13 protein-coding genes are annotated in these 15,390 nt (G+C 63.3%); 2 read left to right on the top strand and 11 right to left on the bottom strand.

What is annotated here, in order from left to right:
* Nucleotides 1–1,006, bottom strand: a 1,006-nt coding sequence (locus OIU93_RS19975) for an ABC transporter substrate-binding protein (RefSeq protein WP_264271808.1), incomplete at its 3' end; no start/stop codon positions are given.
* A 108-nt stretch (nucleotides 1,007–1,114) separates the two neighbouring features.
* Here OIU93_RS19975 and OIU93_RS19970 point away from each other — a divergent pair.
* Nucleotides 1,115–2,062 (top strand): LysR family transcriptional regulator, encoded by a 948-nt coding sequence (locus tag OIU93_RS19970; protein ID WP_264271807.1) that lies wholly within the window; start codon nucleotides 1,115–1,117, stop codon nucleotides 2,060–2,062.
* A gap of 434 nt (nucleotides 2,063–2,496) precedes the next feature.
* Here OIU93_RS19970 and OIU93_RS19965 read toward each other — a convergent pair whose 3' ends face one another.
* Nucleotides 2,497–3,489, bottom strand: a complete 993-nt coding sequence (locus OIU93_RS19965) for an SMP-30/gluconolactonase/LRE family protein (protein ID WP_264271806.1) — start codon at nucleotides 3,487–3,489, stop codon at nucleotides 2,497–2,499.
* 749 nt (nucleotides 3,490–4,238) lie between these two features.
* Here OIU93_RS19965 and OIU93_RS19960 point away from each other — a divergent pair.
* Entirely contained in the window at nucleotides 4,239–5,408 is a 1,170-nt protein-coding gene (locus tag OIU93_RS19960) for a glutamate--cysteine ligase (protein WP_264271805.1), read from the top strand.
* 171 nt (nucleotides 5,409–5,579) lie between these two features.
* On the opposite strand, the gene OIU93_RS19955 is transcribed toward OIU93_RS19960, so the two are convergent.
* From OIU93_RS19955 to OIU93_RS19915, 9 genes are all read right to left on the bottom strand, one after another.
* A complete protein-coding gene (locus OIU93_RS19955) occupies nucleotides 5,580–7,139 on the bottom strand; it encodes an ABC transporter ATP-binding protein (RefSeq protein WP_264271804.1) in 1,560 nt (519 codons plus the stop codon).
* Nucleotides 7,132–7,983: an ABC transporter permease gene (locus OIU93_RS19950; protein WP_264271803.1), complete on the bottom strand. Its 852-nt coding sequence runs from the start codon at nucleotides 7,981–7,983 to the stop codon at nucleotides 7,132–7,134. The genes OIU93_RS19955 and OIU93_RS19950 overlap by 8 nt, the downstream gene beginning before the upstream one ends.
* Entirely contained in the window at nucleotides 7,976–8,929 is a 954-nt protein-coding gene (locus OIU93_RS19945) for an ABC transporter permease (RefSeq protein ID WP_264271802.1), read from the bottom strand. Before OIU93_RS19945 ends, OIU93_RS19950 begins: the two co-directional genes overlap by 8 nt.
* A 1-nt stretch (nucleotide 8,930) precedes the next feature.
* Entirely contained in the window at nucleotides 8,931–10,475 is a 1,545-nt protein-coding gene (locus OIU93_RS19940; RefSeq protein WP_264271801.1) for an ABC transporter substrate-binding protein, read from the bottom strand.
* A gap of 334 nt (nucleotides 10,476–10,809) precedes the next feature.
* Nucleotides 10,810–12,057, bottom strand: a complete 1,248-nt coding sequence (locus OIU93_RS19935; RefSeq protein WP_264271800.1) for an MFS transporter — start codon at nucleotides 12,055–12,057, stop codon at nucleotides 10,810–10,812.
* A gap of 366 nt (nucleotides 12,058–12,423) precedes the next feature.
* Nucleotides 12,424–13,377 carry a GIY-YIG nuclease family protein gene (locus tag OIU93_RS19930; protein WP_264271799.1) on the bottom strand — a complete coding sequence of 318 codons (954 nt, stop codon included), beginning with the start codon at nucleotides 13,375–13,377 and terminating at the stop codon, nucleotides 12,424–12,426.
* A 403-nt stretch (nucleotides 13,378–13,780) separates the two neighbouring features.
* Nucleotides 13,781–14,107: a bifunctional 2-polyprenyl-6-hydroxyphenol methylase/3-demethylubiquinol 3-O-methyltransferase UbiG gene (locus OIU93_RS19925; RefSeq protein WP_264271798.1), complete on the bottom strand. Its 327-nt coding sequence runs from the start codon at nucleotides 14,105–14,107 to the stop codon at nucleotides 13,781–13,783.
* A gap of 5 nt (nucleotides 14,108–14,112) precedes the next feature.
* Nucleotides 14,113–14,325 (bottom strand): hypothetical protein, encoded by a 213-nt coding sequence (locus OIU93_RS19920; RefSeq protein WP_264271797.1) that lies wholly within the window; start codon nucleotides 14,323–14,325, stop codon nucleotides 14,113–14,115.
* A 141-nt stretch (nucleotides 14,326–14,466) separates the two neighbouring features.
* Nucleotides 14,467–15,054 carry a hypothetical protein gene (locus OIU93_RS19915; RefSeq protein WP_264271796.1) on the bottom strand — a complete coding sequence of 196 codons (588 nt, stop codon included), beginning with the start codon at nucleotides 15,052–15,054 and terminating at the stop codon, nucleotides 14,467–14,469.
* Between the last annotated feature and the right edge of the window lie 336 nt (nucleotides 15,055–15,390).

Genomic DNA, 15,390 nt, shown 5'->3' with positions numbered 1-15,390 from the left:
CATCGTGGAACACCCGCCGACAGCGAGGCCGGCACCCTTCCCGTGCCCAAAAACGAAACCGCCCCCGTCCGTCGCCAGCAGACGACGACCGGGGGCGGATCGGTGGATCAAGGCTAAGGTCATCGGTGTACATCGGCACCCGCATCTTGGCAAAGACCTCCGGCGGGAGCTTGCCGTACTTGGCCAGAACCTGCCCGACCTTCTCCGGATGGCTGGCCGCAAGCACGCTGGCGCGGTCGATCGCCCGACTGAACTTTGCGATTGTCTCCGGATTGTTCTGGGCGAACGGGCCAGCGGTAAAGATCACCGTGAACGTGCCGTTCGGCTGCAGCGTTTCCGAATACGGGTGGGCGAGGACTTTCGCCCCGTTCGCGACGGTCTTCGCCTGGAACGGTTCCACGAGGGAAGCTGCATCGATCGCCCCGCGTTCGAGCGCCGAGACCATGTCGGGGAACGGCATCGCCACGAACGTAACCTTGGAGGGATCGCCCCCGTCCTTTTTGATCGCTGCCGCCGCGACGACGTGGACGATGGACGTCAAGGCGTTGACCGCGACGGTGTGGCCTTCGAGGTCACGGGGACGATTGATCCCGCTGCCCTTTGCGGCAACTAGAGCGGAAGGGTCCGACGCCGGGTCCTTGGCAATGGACGTGCCGTTCGCGACGGCCTTCAGCGGCAAGCCCTTCTGGACCGCGGCCAGGAACGGGGGAACGGCTGCTGTGCCGAATTGCAGTTGGCCATTGATCACCGATGGCGCGATGGCCGCGGCATTCTGCATGACCTGGGTTTGGACGTTGAGTCCTTCATCCTTGAAATACCCCTCATCCTGGGCGATGTAGACGGGTGCGAAGTCGGCGACGGGAATGACCCCGACCTTGATCGGATCGCTCACGTCCAGGACAGTGGCGCTGCCCATGCCGACACCGCATCCGGCGGTCAGCATGATCGCGCACAGACCGGCGAGAGCCGTCGCAAGGCGGCGGGTTTTGGATGGTGCACGGCTCATGGGACCTCCAAGGTAGATGGGGAGTGTTCTGGATCACTATTTAGTGTGGGCCGTTCCCGCTCATAGGACAAATATCAATTTCCGAGGATCCCCATATAAAATGCGACTATGAACCTGCGGCGACTTGAATACTTTTTGACCGTGGTGGAGGAAGGGTCGGTCTCCTTGGCCGCACGCCGGCTGAACATGACGCAACCTCCGCTGAGCCAAGCCATCCAAGCACTGGAACGCGAAGTGGGGGCGGAACTGCTGCTTCGGTTACCGCGCGGGGTCGAGCCCACCCTGGCTGGGAGGTTGCTTGCGGAGCAGGGGAAAGACCTGCTCCGTTGGTCCGGTCGCGTCGAAGACTCAGTCCGCCGGATCGGGCAGGGGCTGGAGGGGCGGCTGCGGATCGCGTGCGTGCCCTCGATTTCCTGGTCGCTGCTGCCTCCACTGCTCAAGCGTTTCAGCGTGGAGGCTGAGGGGGTTGAGGTACTGCTATCTGACCCCAATCCGCTGCAAGTACTGAATCGCGTTGCCGACGGTGGGGCCGATGTCGGGTTCATTGCGCCCACCGACACCGTGGCCGTGGCCGCCGCCTACCCGGCGCTGGTCGTCGAGCAGCTGACCGAGATGCCACTAGGACTGGTGGTTCCACTGGACCGGGGGCCAGTCGGAGGTCCCGTGGAGGCATCCACCTACGCTCGGGATGCATGGATCATTCCCGAGGCGGTGCCGGGTTTCCCGGGGTTGGCCGAGCTGGCTGAGGAGCTCTGGCGCCGGGAGGGATTCAGGCCGGCCCGGGTGCAGTATGTCTCCACCTTGCAGACGGCCTTGCCGCTGGTGGCCGCCGGCCTCGGTGTTGGCCTGATGCCCACGGATCTCGTGCGGCTTTTTTCCTCGGGGGTGAGGGCCATCGAGGTGGCTGGCGGGATAGCCCCGCTGCGCCCGGCCTTGATCCGATCCGCCCAGATGCGCCCGTCGCCCGCGCTGGAACGCTTCCTTGCCGTGGTTGGGGGATCCTTCACAACCTCCGGATCGAGCATTCCATTAGGCAAGGAACCCCATGGGCAATGACGAGCCGGGTTTCTTGCCAGTTGGCATGGACGCGATGTAAAGAAGTGAATCCGAGACCGCAAGTCCCCGGTTGGCGCTGGTCTTCCATGTCCCGGCAGCTCCTGGCCCGTTGTGCAGGAGGGCACTGGAAATAACAGTATTCGGCTGCCAAATTTTTGGCGGGCAGTGCCGCTGGGCTTACGGTGATGGCGACATAAGTCTTGGGCACGCAGGTGGTGTGGGTACGCAGGGTGTTCAGGGAAACGATAAGTTCGCGGGCGCTCTGCAGACCACTTGGCGCGGTGGACAACGTCCGCAGCACCTGGAGCTCACTCTCGCTCAGAACGCAGCTTCGGCAGATTGATAGAGAGAGTCGTGATCACGTCGCCCGCCTGGGCACGCCTGCTCCTGGACATCAGTCGCCAGCATGCCCAGGCAGGCCCTGGACAGGGGGATCAGTCTTCGCCGAACGCGTCGACGATGACAGCTTCATAGGTGTCGGCCGTCGGCGGGAACCCGGTGTTGAACTTGGCGTTGATCACCGCCAGATTGTCCCCGATGAGGGCGGCCGTTGTCGGTGTTTCGAAGAGTTCGTCGGTGATGATCTCCTTGACCTTGCCGCGACGCAGGTCATCGGAGACCCTAATCCGGCTCACTTGGTTGATCGAGTTCTGAACGGCCCACACATTCCGGCCATCGATCTCGATGCCATCCACAAAGGGGAGGTCCAGGTTGCTGATCAGCCTGCTTTCTCCGCTCCTGACGTTCACGGTGAAGAGGGATGCCTTGGCCGAGTGGGCGACCACGAGTGTGCGGCCGTCCTCGGCTACGGCAATGCCGTTGAGGTTGAAGTCCCCGGGTGTTTCGCTCGCCGGGCCTTTCAAGTCGAGCGTTCTAGCCTTCCCCGGCTCGCCGTTGTGGCGGTCGATCGGGACGAAGTACAACTCGCCCTTGAGCGAGTTGGTGAACCAGGCACCGCGGCGCGTCAGAGTCACATCGTTGATAAACGACGTCCCCGCTTGCGCCAGTTGGTACTTGGCGACGGTTTCGCCGGTGTCCGTGTCGTAGAAGTAGGCCTGGCCGGTATCGCCGCCGGCCACAGCCAGCAGATCATGCCGTTTGTTGAATTCCATGCCGACTGCCTTGCGGCCGTCGGGGGCATCGATGATCTCCTTGGCCGTTCCCCTGTTCAGGCTGCCGCGGTAGATGTCGCCTTCGAAGAGGTCTCCCGCGTAAAACGAGCTGCCGCCGCCGGCGGCAATGCCCTCGGCCGAGGAGGCGTTGGGAAGCTCGATGCTGTCCGGCGGATTGTCCCCGGGGCCGTGGTGACCGGGGGAGGCCGAGACGGGTCCGGCCGCGGCGATCAAGGCGGCAATGCCGAGAAGTCCTGTGGCAGTTCTGCTGAGCCTTGGACGGCGGAAGGGAATTGGGGCTGGAATTTTGTGCATGGGTTTCTCCGTGCGGAAAGGTCCGGGAGTCACCGGAGCGGGCTCCCAGCGTCTTGGCCATTCTACGCGGAAACGAGTGCCCGGAGCATTGTAGAAGGGTGATTTTCCGGGTGCTTTTCTCGAACCGGCGAGAGATCCCATGGCCGGCATCCTGTGGCTGCCGGCGGCCGTTGACGCGTGACTCCAGCGGGGTTTCGTGCTCCTCGTAGAGCACCGCGTGTAGCTATCAACAGGAGCCGGACGTTCTCAGGATTCCACCGCTCCCGGAGCACTTGACACCAATTGTCTTCAAGCGTCAGGAGACCGTCTCGGCTCATGGAGAACCAGACGCGGTTGACGCCCAGCAGGAAGGTGAGCATCACGGTGAGGTTGGACAGGACCGCGAACGCGGACATGATCGTGGCGATGACAGCGGTCGCGCCGCCAAGGAACGGCTGCGTGGACCATTTAGGCGTGAAGCATGCGCTCGCAGGAATCCCGGTCGTCGAAATCCGCCCCGCTGGGCGCAGGAGGGATAAAAAGTGGATGCCCTTTAACTGTCGCCCGCACCGATGTGGCTGTTGACGTTTTCGACGTCAATTACCGGAACGGACCGCCCGCTTTCGAGCTCGCCCGCAGAGGTGGCGAGGAGCCCGTTTACTTTTATGTCTTGGCCCGTTTAGGCGAAGATCCTCCCGGTGCACCGGGCCTGCGACGGCCCGTCGTTAGGCGTGGATTCAGTTGTCGCTTTCATAGTCCACACTTAGGAGGTGCGTACCTTTGGTGTTGAAGAAGAATTCCTGATCGTGGACCCCGTCAACGGGGTCCCCTTGCCCCTGTCCGCGGAGGTGATGGGCCTCCACGATGCAAGTTCGCGGGCACCCGGGCCCTCGTCCCGGCAGATGCTGTCCGCGGAGCTGCACCAGGAACAGCTCGAAGTCATCACACACCCGCACAGCACCCTGGCCGGTCTCGCCACGGAGATACTCGAGGGGCGTTCCTACGCCGACTCGCTCGCGCAAAAAGCAGGTGCGAGGATCGTTGCCCTGGCTACCTCTCCGCTGGCGGTATCACCCCATCCCACCAGGAACGAACGCTATGACGCCCTGGTGGAAAAGTACGCCTTGACGGCGCGCGAGCAGCTGACCTGTGGACTCCATGTCCACGTGTCCGTCGGCTCGGATGAGGAGGGCGTGGCTGTCCTGGATCGCATCAGGTCCTGGCTGCCCTCGCTCATGGCGTTGAGCTCGAATTCCCCGTTCTGGAACGGCCAGGACAGCGGCTACGCCAGTTACCGCACGCAGGCCTGGAACCGGTGGTCCTCCGCCGGTCCGATGGAGGTCTTCGGGTCGGCGTGGGCCTACCACTCGCTGGTGGCGGACATATCAGCCACCGGAGTGGTCATCAACCCGGATTTTGACGCCCGTCTCTCCGCCCGGCACCCCACCGTCGAGATCCGGGTGTCCGATGTTTGCCTTGATCCCAGGGATACCGTCCTACTCGCAGCCCTGGTGCGGGCCCTGGTAGAGACTGCCGCCCGGGAGTGGGAGGCCGGAATGGAACCTGACATGGTTCCGGCCATCGTCCTGCGCCAAGGTGTCTGGATGGCCAGCCGGTGGGGTGTCCGCGGTGAATTGCTCCACCCCGTAACCCACAGGCCGGAGAACGCACGACTCGTCATTTCGGCACTCCTTGACCATGTTCGGGAGGCCCTGAACGAGTCAGGGGATGCGGCTTACGTTGAGGAAGCCCTGGAAAGGGTCCTCGGCAACGGAACAGGTGCCACCTGGCAGCGGCAGGCATACGAGCGAAACGGGCAACTGGCAGACGTCGTCGCCGACGCCATCGGCCTGACCCACCAGGAACCTGCCGATCACCAATCCTCGGGGAACGGTTCACCGAGTTGGACATGGAGGCCGTTGGCCGACGCAGTGGCCTAACCGTCGAACGAAGATGGCGGTCGTGCACGGGCGTGGTCCATGTTGCCGTGAAGTCACGCGGCAGCGGAACGCTGTTGCAGCCAAGGTGAAAAAGAGCTGGTCTCGGGGCAACAGATCGGTTTCGACAGGGGAACCGTGACAGCAAACGTTCACAACCGCGGAACGTTCGGACTAGACGGCTGGAGCCTTGTCGAGGGCGAAGTCCGAATGACCGAATTCCTTGTCCAACGCCCGAACCAGCTGTTCGCTATGTGGGTGTTCGGGCGCGGCCAGGAATTCCGCCAACGGCTTCAGCTCGACGAGGCTTCCGGCGTAAAACACGGCAACGCGGTCGCTGACATAGCGGATGACGTCCATGTCGTGGGATATCACCACCAGGGAGATGCCCATGCGCTCGCGCAGCTGCAGCAGCAAATCGAGGATGTGCCGCTGGGCCACGGAATCCAGCGCGGAGGTTGATTCATCGCAGATCAGCACGTCGGGCTGGACCAATAGCGCCCGGGCAATGGCCATGCGCTGCAGCTGGCCGCCGGAGCACTGTGCCGGCAGGCGGTCAAGGAGCCGAATCGGCAGACCCACCCGGGCGACGGCCCGCTCGATGAGCTCAGCGGCCTCGGATTCCGGGAGCCGATGGACGGCCGCCATCAGGCTCGTGCGCAGGTCCAGCGCGGGATCGAAGGAACCAAAGGGTTCCTGCGGAATGATCTGCACCCCGGTCGATTTCGCCCGTTCCGTCTGTCCCGTGATTTCTCCATGCGTGGGCCGTTCCAGGCCGGCGAGCAGCCGCGCGAAGGTGCTCTTGCCCGAGCCGGAACGCCCGACGACGCCGAGGACTTCACCGGCATACAGGCTCATGCTGGTGGGATTCAGCGCCGCGGCGCCCTTGGCGCGGCGGGTGTAGTTCTTGCCCACGGCCTCGGCCCGCAGGACACCATGCGTGGTGATCTCGTGCGGTTCCCTGGTGACGGAAGCCGTGGCCGAGAGCAGCTCGCGGGTCTTCTCGTGCCGCGGCGCGGAAAACATCGCCGAGGTCGGGCACTGGTCGACGATGGCACCGTCGCTGAGAACGATGACCCGGTCCGCAATGTGCTGGATGCTGGCGATGTCGTGGGTGATGAGCAGGATTCCCAACCCGCGTTCGAGTTGCCTGCGTCGCAGCAGTTCCAGGATCTCGGCCTTGAGGATGGAATCCAGGGACGAGGTGGGTTCATCGGCCAGGATGTACGCGGGATCAGCGGCCAGGGCGATGGCCAGCATGACCCGTTGGGCCATGCCGCCGGACAATTGGTCCGGGCGCATCCGGGCAATCTCGGCGGCCGGGGACAAGCCGACTTCCTGCAGCAGGGACTCGATGCGCTTCTCGGCATTCTTTGGCTTGCGGAATCCGGTGGCCCCCATCGCCTCGAGCAGGTGGGCGCGAACGGTCATCCGCGGATTCATGACCCGTTTGGGCTGCTGGAAGAGCATGCCGATTTTCCGACCGCGCACCGCGTCCATCTGGCGTTCGCCGAGGGTATCCAGCCGCAGCCCGTCGAGCAGGATCTGGCCGGTGGCCTGCAGCCCGGAAGGCAGCAGGCCCGTGATGGCCTTGGTCAACATGGTCTTGCCGGATCCGGAACGCCCAACCACCGCGACCAATTCGCCGGCGCGAACCGAACAGCTGATCGAATCCAGCAGGACGTTCGTTCCGGCCCGGACCGTCAGGTCCCTGACTTCCAATTGGCTAGCCACGGGCATGCTCCTGTCCGGCGGGCTCAAGCACGTCGTGACCGTTGAACACCTGGGTGAGGCGGTTGCCCAGCAAGGTCACGCAGAAGCTGACGACGAAGATTGCGGCACCCGGGGCGATCAGGCCCCAGGGGGAGCGGATGGCATGGGGCTGGGCATCGGCGAGCATCGAGCCCCAGTCCGATTGCGGGGGCTGGACACCGATGCCCAGGTAGGACAGCGAGCCGAGAAGCACCAGCAGCAGCCCGAAGCGCAGGGCGGTTTGGGCCAGCACCGGACCGGCGACAAAGGGCAGCACATGGTGGCGGAGGATGAACCACCGCGAACCGCCCACGTGGCGGGAGGCCTCCACGTAACCGGTGGAGAGCACCTGGACGGCCAGCGAGCGGACCAGCCGGGCGGTCGGGGTCCAGGACACCACACCCACGGCCAGCACCATCGAGGTGAATCCGGGGCCCAGGATCGCGATCACCAACAGGGCGACCACGATTTCCGGCAGGGCGAGCAGCAGGTCGTTGGCGCGCAGGAAGAACTCGTCAAGCCAGCCGCCGCGCAGGGCACTGAGCAATCCCAGCACGGTGCCCACTGACAGTGAGAACAGTGTGGTCAGTAGCGCCACGGACAGGGAGAAGCGTCCGCCGTGCAGAACCCGGCTCAAGATGTCGCGGCCGAGTGAATCGGTGCCCAGCAGGTGGCCCCAGCCCGGGCCCTGCAAACGCTGCGCCAAATCCTGCGCATTTGGATCGCTGGGGGCGACCCAGGGTGCCAGCACGGTGAGCACCAGCACCAGGTAGAGCACGAGTGCCGGGGGACTGAGCCACACGAAGGCGAGGGATTTCTTAGTCATGGCGTGCTCCAACACGTACGTTCGGGTCGCTGAACTGCTGCACCAGGTCCACTGCGCTGGTGACCAGCACCGCGCAGATCACCACCAGGACCACGCCGCCCTGGGCCACCGGGATGTCGGCATTGACGATGGCATCGAAGACCAGCCGTCCCATGCCGGGAATGGCGAAGATGACCTCGATGATCACCGAACCGCCCAGCAGCCCGGCAAACCAGACGCCGGTCATGGTCCACAGCGGAAGCAGGCCGTGCGGAATGACATGCCGCAGCAGTGCGCGGGTGCGGCCCAGCCCGCGGGCCCGCGCGGCCAGGACATGCTCGGAGCCCAGCGACTGCAGGATGCCCGAGCGCACGGCAACGGTGAAGAAGCTGATGGGACGCAGGCAGAGCACGAAGACCGGGATCACCAGCGAGGTCGGCGAATGGAAGCCCGCGGAGGGCAGCCACGCTAGCTTCACGGCAAAAAGGAGCACCAGCAGCGGGGCGATGGCGTATTCGGGGATGGCGATCAGCGCATGGGTGATCGAGGTGATGAGTTTGTCGGGCCAGCCCCCGGCACGGGTCGCGGCAACGACTCCCAGGACGATGGAGACGGCCATGGCCACGAGGATCGAGATCCCGGCGATCAGCAGCGTGACCCCGATGGCCGGCAGCACCTGTTCGACGACGGGAGTGCCGCTGACATAGGAAATCCCCATGTCGCCGGAGAAGAAGCGGGCCAGCCAGCGTCCAAACTGCACCCACAGAGGGTCGTACAGGCCGAACTGCTCGGCGTAGGCCTGAACCGTCTGCTCATCCGCCACGCCAGCGTCCATCCGGGCACGCAGCAGGTTGCGCACCGGGTCCCCGGGGGCAACGAAAGGCACTAGGAAGACAGCGAAGGAGGAGAGCAGGACTGCTGCGCCGAGCCCGATGAGCCGGCGCAGCAGTATCGTCAGGACAGGCAATCTACTTGGTCTTTGCCAGGTCCTTGGTGAACACGTAGCGCGTCAGGGGATCCTGCACGTAGCCCTGCACCGATGCGCCCACACCGTCGATGGCCTGCTCGTTGACCAGCCAAACGTTAACCGCATCCTTGGCCAGGATGTCGCCGGCTTGGCGGTAGAGGGTGTGGCGAACGGTTGCGTCGGACTCGCCGGCGGCCTGTTCGACCAGGGCGTCGAAATCCTTGTTGCAGTAGTGGCTCAGGTTGTATCCGCCGGCGCAGGTGTAGTCGGCCTGCAGGAAGCCGATCGGGTCGGCGATGTCGATCATCCGGTTGCGCTGGCTGAGCACCATGTCGTAGTTGCCGGCGAGCAGGTCCGGTTCCACCGCGCCGTACGCCTTGGTGACGACGTTGGCCTTCAGCCCGATCTGCTTGAGCTGCTCCTGGATGATCGCGCCGACCGAAGCGAACTCGGCGCGCTCGACGATGGCGATGATTTCCAGCGGCTTGTCCTGGGCATGGCCGGACTTTTCGACCAGGGCCTTGGCCTCGTCCAGGTTGACCGCCGGGACACCCAGTTCGCTGTTGGCCCATGGCTCGCTCGGGGCAAACGGTCCTGTGGCCGGCTCGGCAACGCCCTCGTACACGCTGGCGGCGATGGCCGGCAGGTCAAGCGCCATGGAGACGGCCTGGCGCAGCTCACGGTCCTCGAAGGGGGCCCGCGAATTGTTCAGGTAGAGCGTCGCGGTGCGGGGGGAGTCGGCCTTGGCCAGTTCCACGGACGGATCGGCCTCCAGCGTGGCGATGTTGGTGGCGGGGATGGACATCGCGATGTCGGATTCCCCGGTCTGGACCTGGGTGGAGCGCGTGGTCCCGTCGGTGATGTAGCGGATCTCGCCTCCGGCCAGCTTCACCTCGCCGCCCCAGTAGTTGGGGTTTCGGTCCATGCTCAGTGACTGGCCGGCTTTTTCGGAAACCGGGGCGAACGGGCCGGTGCAGTGGCCGAAGGGGTCGATTCCCTTGGCGGTGTAGGCAGCCGGGGAGAGCACCCCTGCATTCACGCTGGCCATGCGGTAGGGCAGCAGCGGATCCGCAGCGGGGGTCGTGATGCGCACGGTGTCTGCGTCCAGGGCCTTGACCTTGGTGATGGACTTGGGATTCACCGCACGGGCCGGTGCGGTAGCCTTCAGCACGTGGTTCAGGGAATTCTCGACCGCCTGGGCATCAAACGCGGTGCCGTCCTGGAACTTCACGCCGTCGCGCAGGTTGAAGTCCCATTCGGTGGCGGAAGACTGCTTCCACGACTCGGCGAGCATGGGTTCAACCTTCTTGCCAACCTGGTCGTAACTGGCCAACGTCTCCAGGCAGCCCGCGATGGACAACACGTAGGCGTCGTCGCTCTCCATGGCCCAGTTGGACACCGGTGCACGGAAGTTGGCGACAACCAGACGGGCCTCGGAGTCGACCGCTGCCTCGGCGGCGGGGTTCTGGCTCGAGGCGCCGCATGAGGCCAGTACGGCAGTGAGCAAGACGGCCGCGGTCGCGGTGTGGAGGCGTCCCAGTTTCATGAAGATCCTTTGAGATTGCGTGATGGTTCGGCCCCTCTATCGCAAAAAGCCTAGGTAAGCATACCCTAACCCGAGCTGCTGCGATGGAATGAAAATCGCCTGGGGAAGCTGTCAACCGGATGGAGGATGGAGCCGCTTTGGGCGGTGGACGTTCGGGTGCATCGAGCAACAAGGATTGGAAAGATGACGGAGGCTAAGAACCTTCAGACCAACGCAAGAAAGCATGCGTTTAGGTGAATACCGAGGAAGTGGCCGCGGCCGACCCTACTGGACCAACGCATGGGGGATCGGGAAGAGAATCCGATGGAAACTGGGTCCGGGGACCGGCCTTGGCTCACCGGGATTGAATCTCCGTGTTCGTGGAAGCCTTGGATTTTTCGGACCGTGCGAGCAGGCCGCGGGCCACTCCAGGGGCAAAGAGTGCCGCCAACAGCAGCGGAACAATGAGGACCAGCCATGGCAGGATGCTGGCGGGTCCAGTCGGCGAAGGTTCGTTCAGAAGCCCGCCGATCAGGAGGTTGCCCAGGAGAACGGCAACGCCGCCGCACGTGGCAAGCAGGCCGTAGTAGGAACCCACCGGCTTCGCGCCGGCAAACCGGGGGACGAGTCCGAGCGCGGTGGGATGAGCCGTCATATGCCCCAGCGCGAGCAACGTCACCGCGGCAAAGATGGTGATGGGACCTGTTCCGTGATCCGGTGAAAATATGCCGGGAACCCCCAGTACGCAAAAACCCAGTGCACCGAGAATGTAGCCTATGCGCAGGGCTGCCGGTGCACCTACGCGTGCGGCCAGCCATGAGATCGGCAACTGCAACGCGAGAGTCAGGACGGAGACCCACGCGAAGACCAGTCCAAGCCATTGGGTGGCGACTTCGGCCCGTCCGAGCTCGAGGGGAATCGCCAGGTACAGCTGGTTGTAGGCCAGCAGGTCCACGGAGTGAAGGCCGGCGAACGCGATGAAGCGGCGGTCCCGAAGACTGCCCCACGACCGTCGGGATGTTTCCGTGGCTCCCGCGTGGGATGTCGCCGGGCGAGGGGTATTGCCGAGTGTTCGCCAGAGCAGCACGCCAATGCCGAGGAAAAAGGCGGCTCCGAGTCCGGCAACCGTGGCAAAGCCCCAGCCCCACAGGGCCGCGCCGACGAGTGGGCCGACGACGGCGCCAATTTCACCGGTGACGCTCAACCAGGCAAAGAGCGTGACCCGCTGCGAAGCCGGATGCCCGTCGCCTCGCCGCGTGGTTTCCGCCGCGGCCACCAGGACGTTGAGCCCCGGAGAAAAAAGCGCGCCGCCGAACCCTGTGAGCAGGGTGCCGGCAATGAACAGCCACAGGACCGGGGAACCGGAGAATAGAGATGCCGCAAGCGTGAAGAACCCCAGGGCCCGAACGACGCAACCCACAAGGATGACTGACCGAGCGCCGAATCGATCAGCGAGGGTTCCCCCCACGATGAACAGTCCCTGTTGGGCAAAGGTGCGCACGCCAAGGATGAGACCGACCGCCGCACCGGCCAATCCGAAGTCCTCGGTGAGGACCAGGGCCAGAAACGGGACCACCGCGTAGAAGCCAATGTTGAACAACATTTGTGTTCCGAGGAGGACAGGGACACCGCCGCGGACTCGTGGGGAGCTTTTCATGAGTCCCTGTATCCGGGTGTTTGACGGATTCGGAGCGACCTGCTGGTCAGTTTCCTTGTCCGTGTCGTTTTCCCTGCGCGCAATCTTTCGTGCCTCACTGATGCTGGATCCTGTTGTGGATGAATTGGCAAGCTGCCACTCTAACTTACTGCCGATGAAGGGATCCGGTCTTGACGACGCCTTGGCTCGCGGGCTCTTAGAAGCGCGGGGATCAAATCGGGAAGTTATTCATATTCCGTGTGGCTGCGAGCCTTACTTTTTGCTCAAGCCGCGCGCAAATCTTGAGGTGACTGTGCCGGTTCGGCGGCCTGCTCAGTTCCTGTTCAGGCCGAATGAGCGTGTCATCAATGCTTCCTTGTAGTGGGATTCGGAAGCGTTCACTTCTGAGGAGGGAGTGCTGGGTCCGAACACGCGCAGGAGGCTGAAAACGAAGTGCCGGGCATGGTCTGTCTTGGTCCTAACCGCGTCCCCTGCCGCGCTGTGGTGGGCAAGCTCGCGGAGGGCGACGTTACCGCCGTGGCCGTCGCGCGCGTAGACGGTCCAACGGCCGAGGATGCGCTCGGCGCCGTCGGCCTTGCCGACGTACTGCTTGCCGTTGGTGGAATCCGTTATGAGGTAGATCCCTTGGACTTCGGAGAGTGCAGCACGCCAGTCGGCATAGCGTGGATCATCCACCATGTCGCGAAGCTGATGGTAGGGGAGCAGCACGCCGTCGAAGCCGGGAAAGGGGACTTTGTCCCGGTCGGCGATCTCCAGCACGGGCATGCGCGTGGCAGTGGCAGAGCTTGCGCTTCGATGCCAGCTGCGGGGGTTGTCCCATTCGACCACAAGCCGGTCATACAAGGGAGAAAGGAATTCCGTGCGGCGCAGGTCAAAGAACCGGCGGGTCTCGGTTCGTTCCTCGGCCACCTCGCCGTGGTTCTCGAAGGTCCCCCAAAGGCGTGAGCGTCGCTGGCCGTCGGCGACAAGGATCACCCAGTACCGGGGAGGATGCGCAGGGAAGCGGCGGGGCGAGATGAGCTGCTCTCTGGTGTAGGCGAGGACTCGCTCCTCCGTCAGGTCTTGGGGTCCGCGCAGTGCCAATGGATCGCTCGGCTTGAAGGCGTGGCGAATGACATGGATGTCGTCCAGTCGGGCCTCTGGCGACTGACTGGTGCCAATGCCGGTGAGCACATGAGCAAGGGTGAGAGATGCTGGGGAGGCCTGACCAGAAGATACCACCGTTTCTGCAGGCGCGTCCAAGGTCGATGGTTGAAGAATAGGCATGTGAAATACCTTATGACACGGTTCTGGCCTGACAACAAGTGCAGAAGTGCACTGACAACATAATCGCCGGGCAAGTAGTCAAGACGACTTCGAGAATGCCCAATCGACAAATGGCAATCAAAAAAGTACGACTTTCGGACATTTGCAGAGAATCGAAGGTGATCCAAAGCCCTGTAATCACCTGACTGCTGAAAGTCTTCCGTAGGGTGCAACGCCGGGGCAACGTTGCCTTTGGCCTTTTTGCCGCACCGCCGATCTTGGAAACGTTGCTTAGAACCATGAGCATTCCCGTCAGGAAGTCCCCCTTTCGTCCATTATCCCGTCCGAGGGAGTTGGCTTCTACCTTCCGCCCCCATTCAACGACCATCCCCTGATCAATGGCATCGCGATCGTTGAAGACCGCTCATCTCCCGTTACCGGTTCCTGATGCGCATGTATCGCGGTCGGAGACGACAGCGCACATGTATTGGGGAATCGGCTTCCAAAAGGCTGTGGCCGAGATGTCGATCGCCGTCACGGTCCATCCGTGGGCGGCGAGCCACAAGGTATCTGCGCCCTCGCCGCAGCCAAGATCCAGTGCGGTCCCCGGGCTCAGAGCGGTCGTCTCGTGTTCCACCGCGGGGTTGACCCGACCGCTCCACATGTGCCCGTTCTCGCCGCGGTTGGTGTTGTAGCGCGTCTCCCAGAACTCGGCCGGGTCGGTGATCGCATGGTTTGCCGGGTGACCCACGATGCTCAGGCTCCCAGCAGGTCGGCGACGGCGCCTGTCGTGTTGCCATGTGATCTTGTGGCAACCCGTTCGGATGCCGCAGCAACGTCTTTCGCTATGAACTCCGCGTTCAAGGCGAGGGCCGCGGTTGCTCCGGACCCGGCTGCGAGGGGAACCGGCGCTGCCGGGTTGGCTGCGTTGTCCACCGCCCAGACGCCCTTGACACTCGTCCATGGCATTCGACCGTTCGGAACACCTACAGTTTCAAGGATCCAACCCGGTTCTCGTAGTCTCATGGATGTGCGCATTTGGAATGGTTTTTCCTGCACGAAGGACCGGGACAATCCGGCTCCGGTCCCTCGTGCAGGGCCTTATCAGAGTTAGAAGTTGGTGAAGACTACTGACTCGTGCTCAAACGAGGGGGTGACCTCGAGGACAAGGTCCTTCTTGTCAGCGACAGTAAATCCCAATTGGAACGAGGACTCTCGCTTGGGGAGGATTGTTGTGGACGGCGTGCCTTCGAGCTTCTTTGCCGAATCGAAGATCTGGTCGGCCTCCACATTCGAGGACTGCATCGTTGCGTTGAACATGGCCGGGTCGAAGCGTTCGCCAGTTCCGTTCACGATAGTCACATTGAAAGCGATCGGATCCCCGTCGCCCGAAACGGCGGCCGATTGCGATGGCTTGTACGCCTTCGGCTGGCCGATCTTAATGGTGATGCCATCCTCCCAGGTGTAGCTTTCGCCGAACTGCGGCATCTGTTCCTCGGCAGGTGAAGCGGACGCGGACTCGGTCCCTGAAGCCTCTTCGGTCTCTGCGGCGGCTGCAGGAGCGGCGGTGGTGCTCGGAGCGTTGGTGCCAGCAGCATTGGTGGCGGCGGATTCGGCGCCCGAGGTCTGCGCGCCGCAAGCGACGAGCACGAGTGCGAGGGAGGAGACAGCCAAGGTCCCCATAATCTTGGTTTTCATGGGGTTAACCTAACAGTTACGAACGTCACTTGGGTCACTCCAGACACTTCGGTCCTCTTTGTTACGGCCCATGGACTAAATAGCGCCACGGCGCGGGGGAGCAAAACACCATTTCGAGCGAAATCTTCCTTTATGCCCAATGCTTACAGGACGAGTGAAGTGCGGCCGTCGTCCCAGTTCCTTAGCCTTGATCCACCGATGAGATTTGGGAGCTGCTCGGCGTTTTAACCACGAAATGCCCGTCATATCAGGGAAAATTGAACTTGCGACAGTAACAACATTCCTGAAATGAAGGGCATCTCGTAGATGCAAGTTTCCCACAATTCCTCCGCCGTG

It is taken from the genome of Paeniglutamicibacter sp. ZC-3, assembly GCF_025847175.2.
GTDB classification, from domain to species: domain Bacteria; phylum Actinomycetota; class Actinomycetes; order Actinomycetales; family Micrococcaceae; genus Paeniglutamicibacter; species Paeniglutamicibacter sulfureus.
Note: the sequence above shows the minus strand (reverse complement) of the source record. Positions and strands in the feature narration are given on the sequence as shown.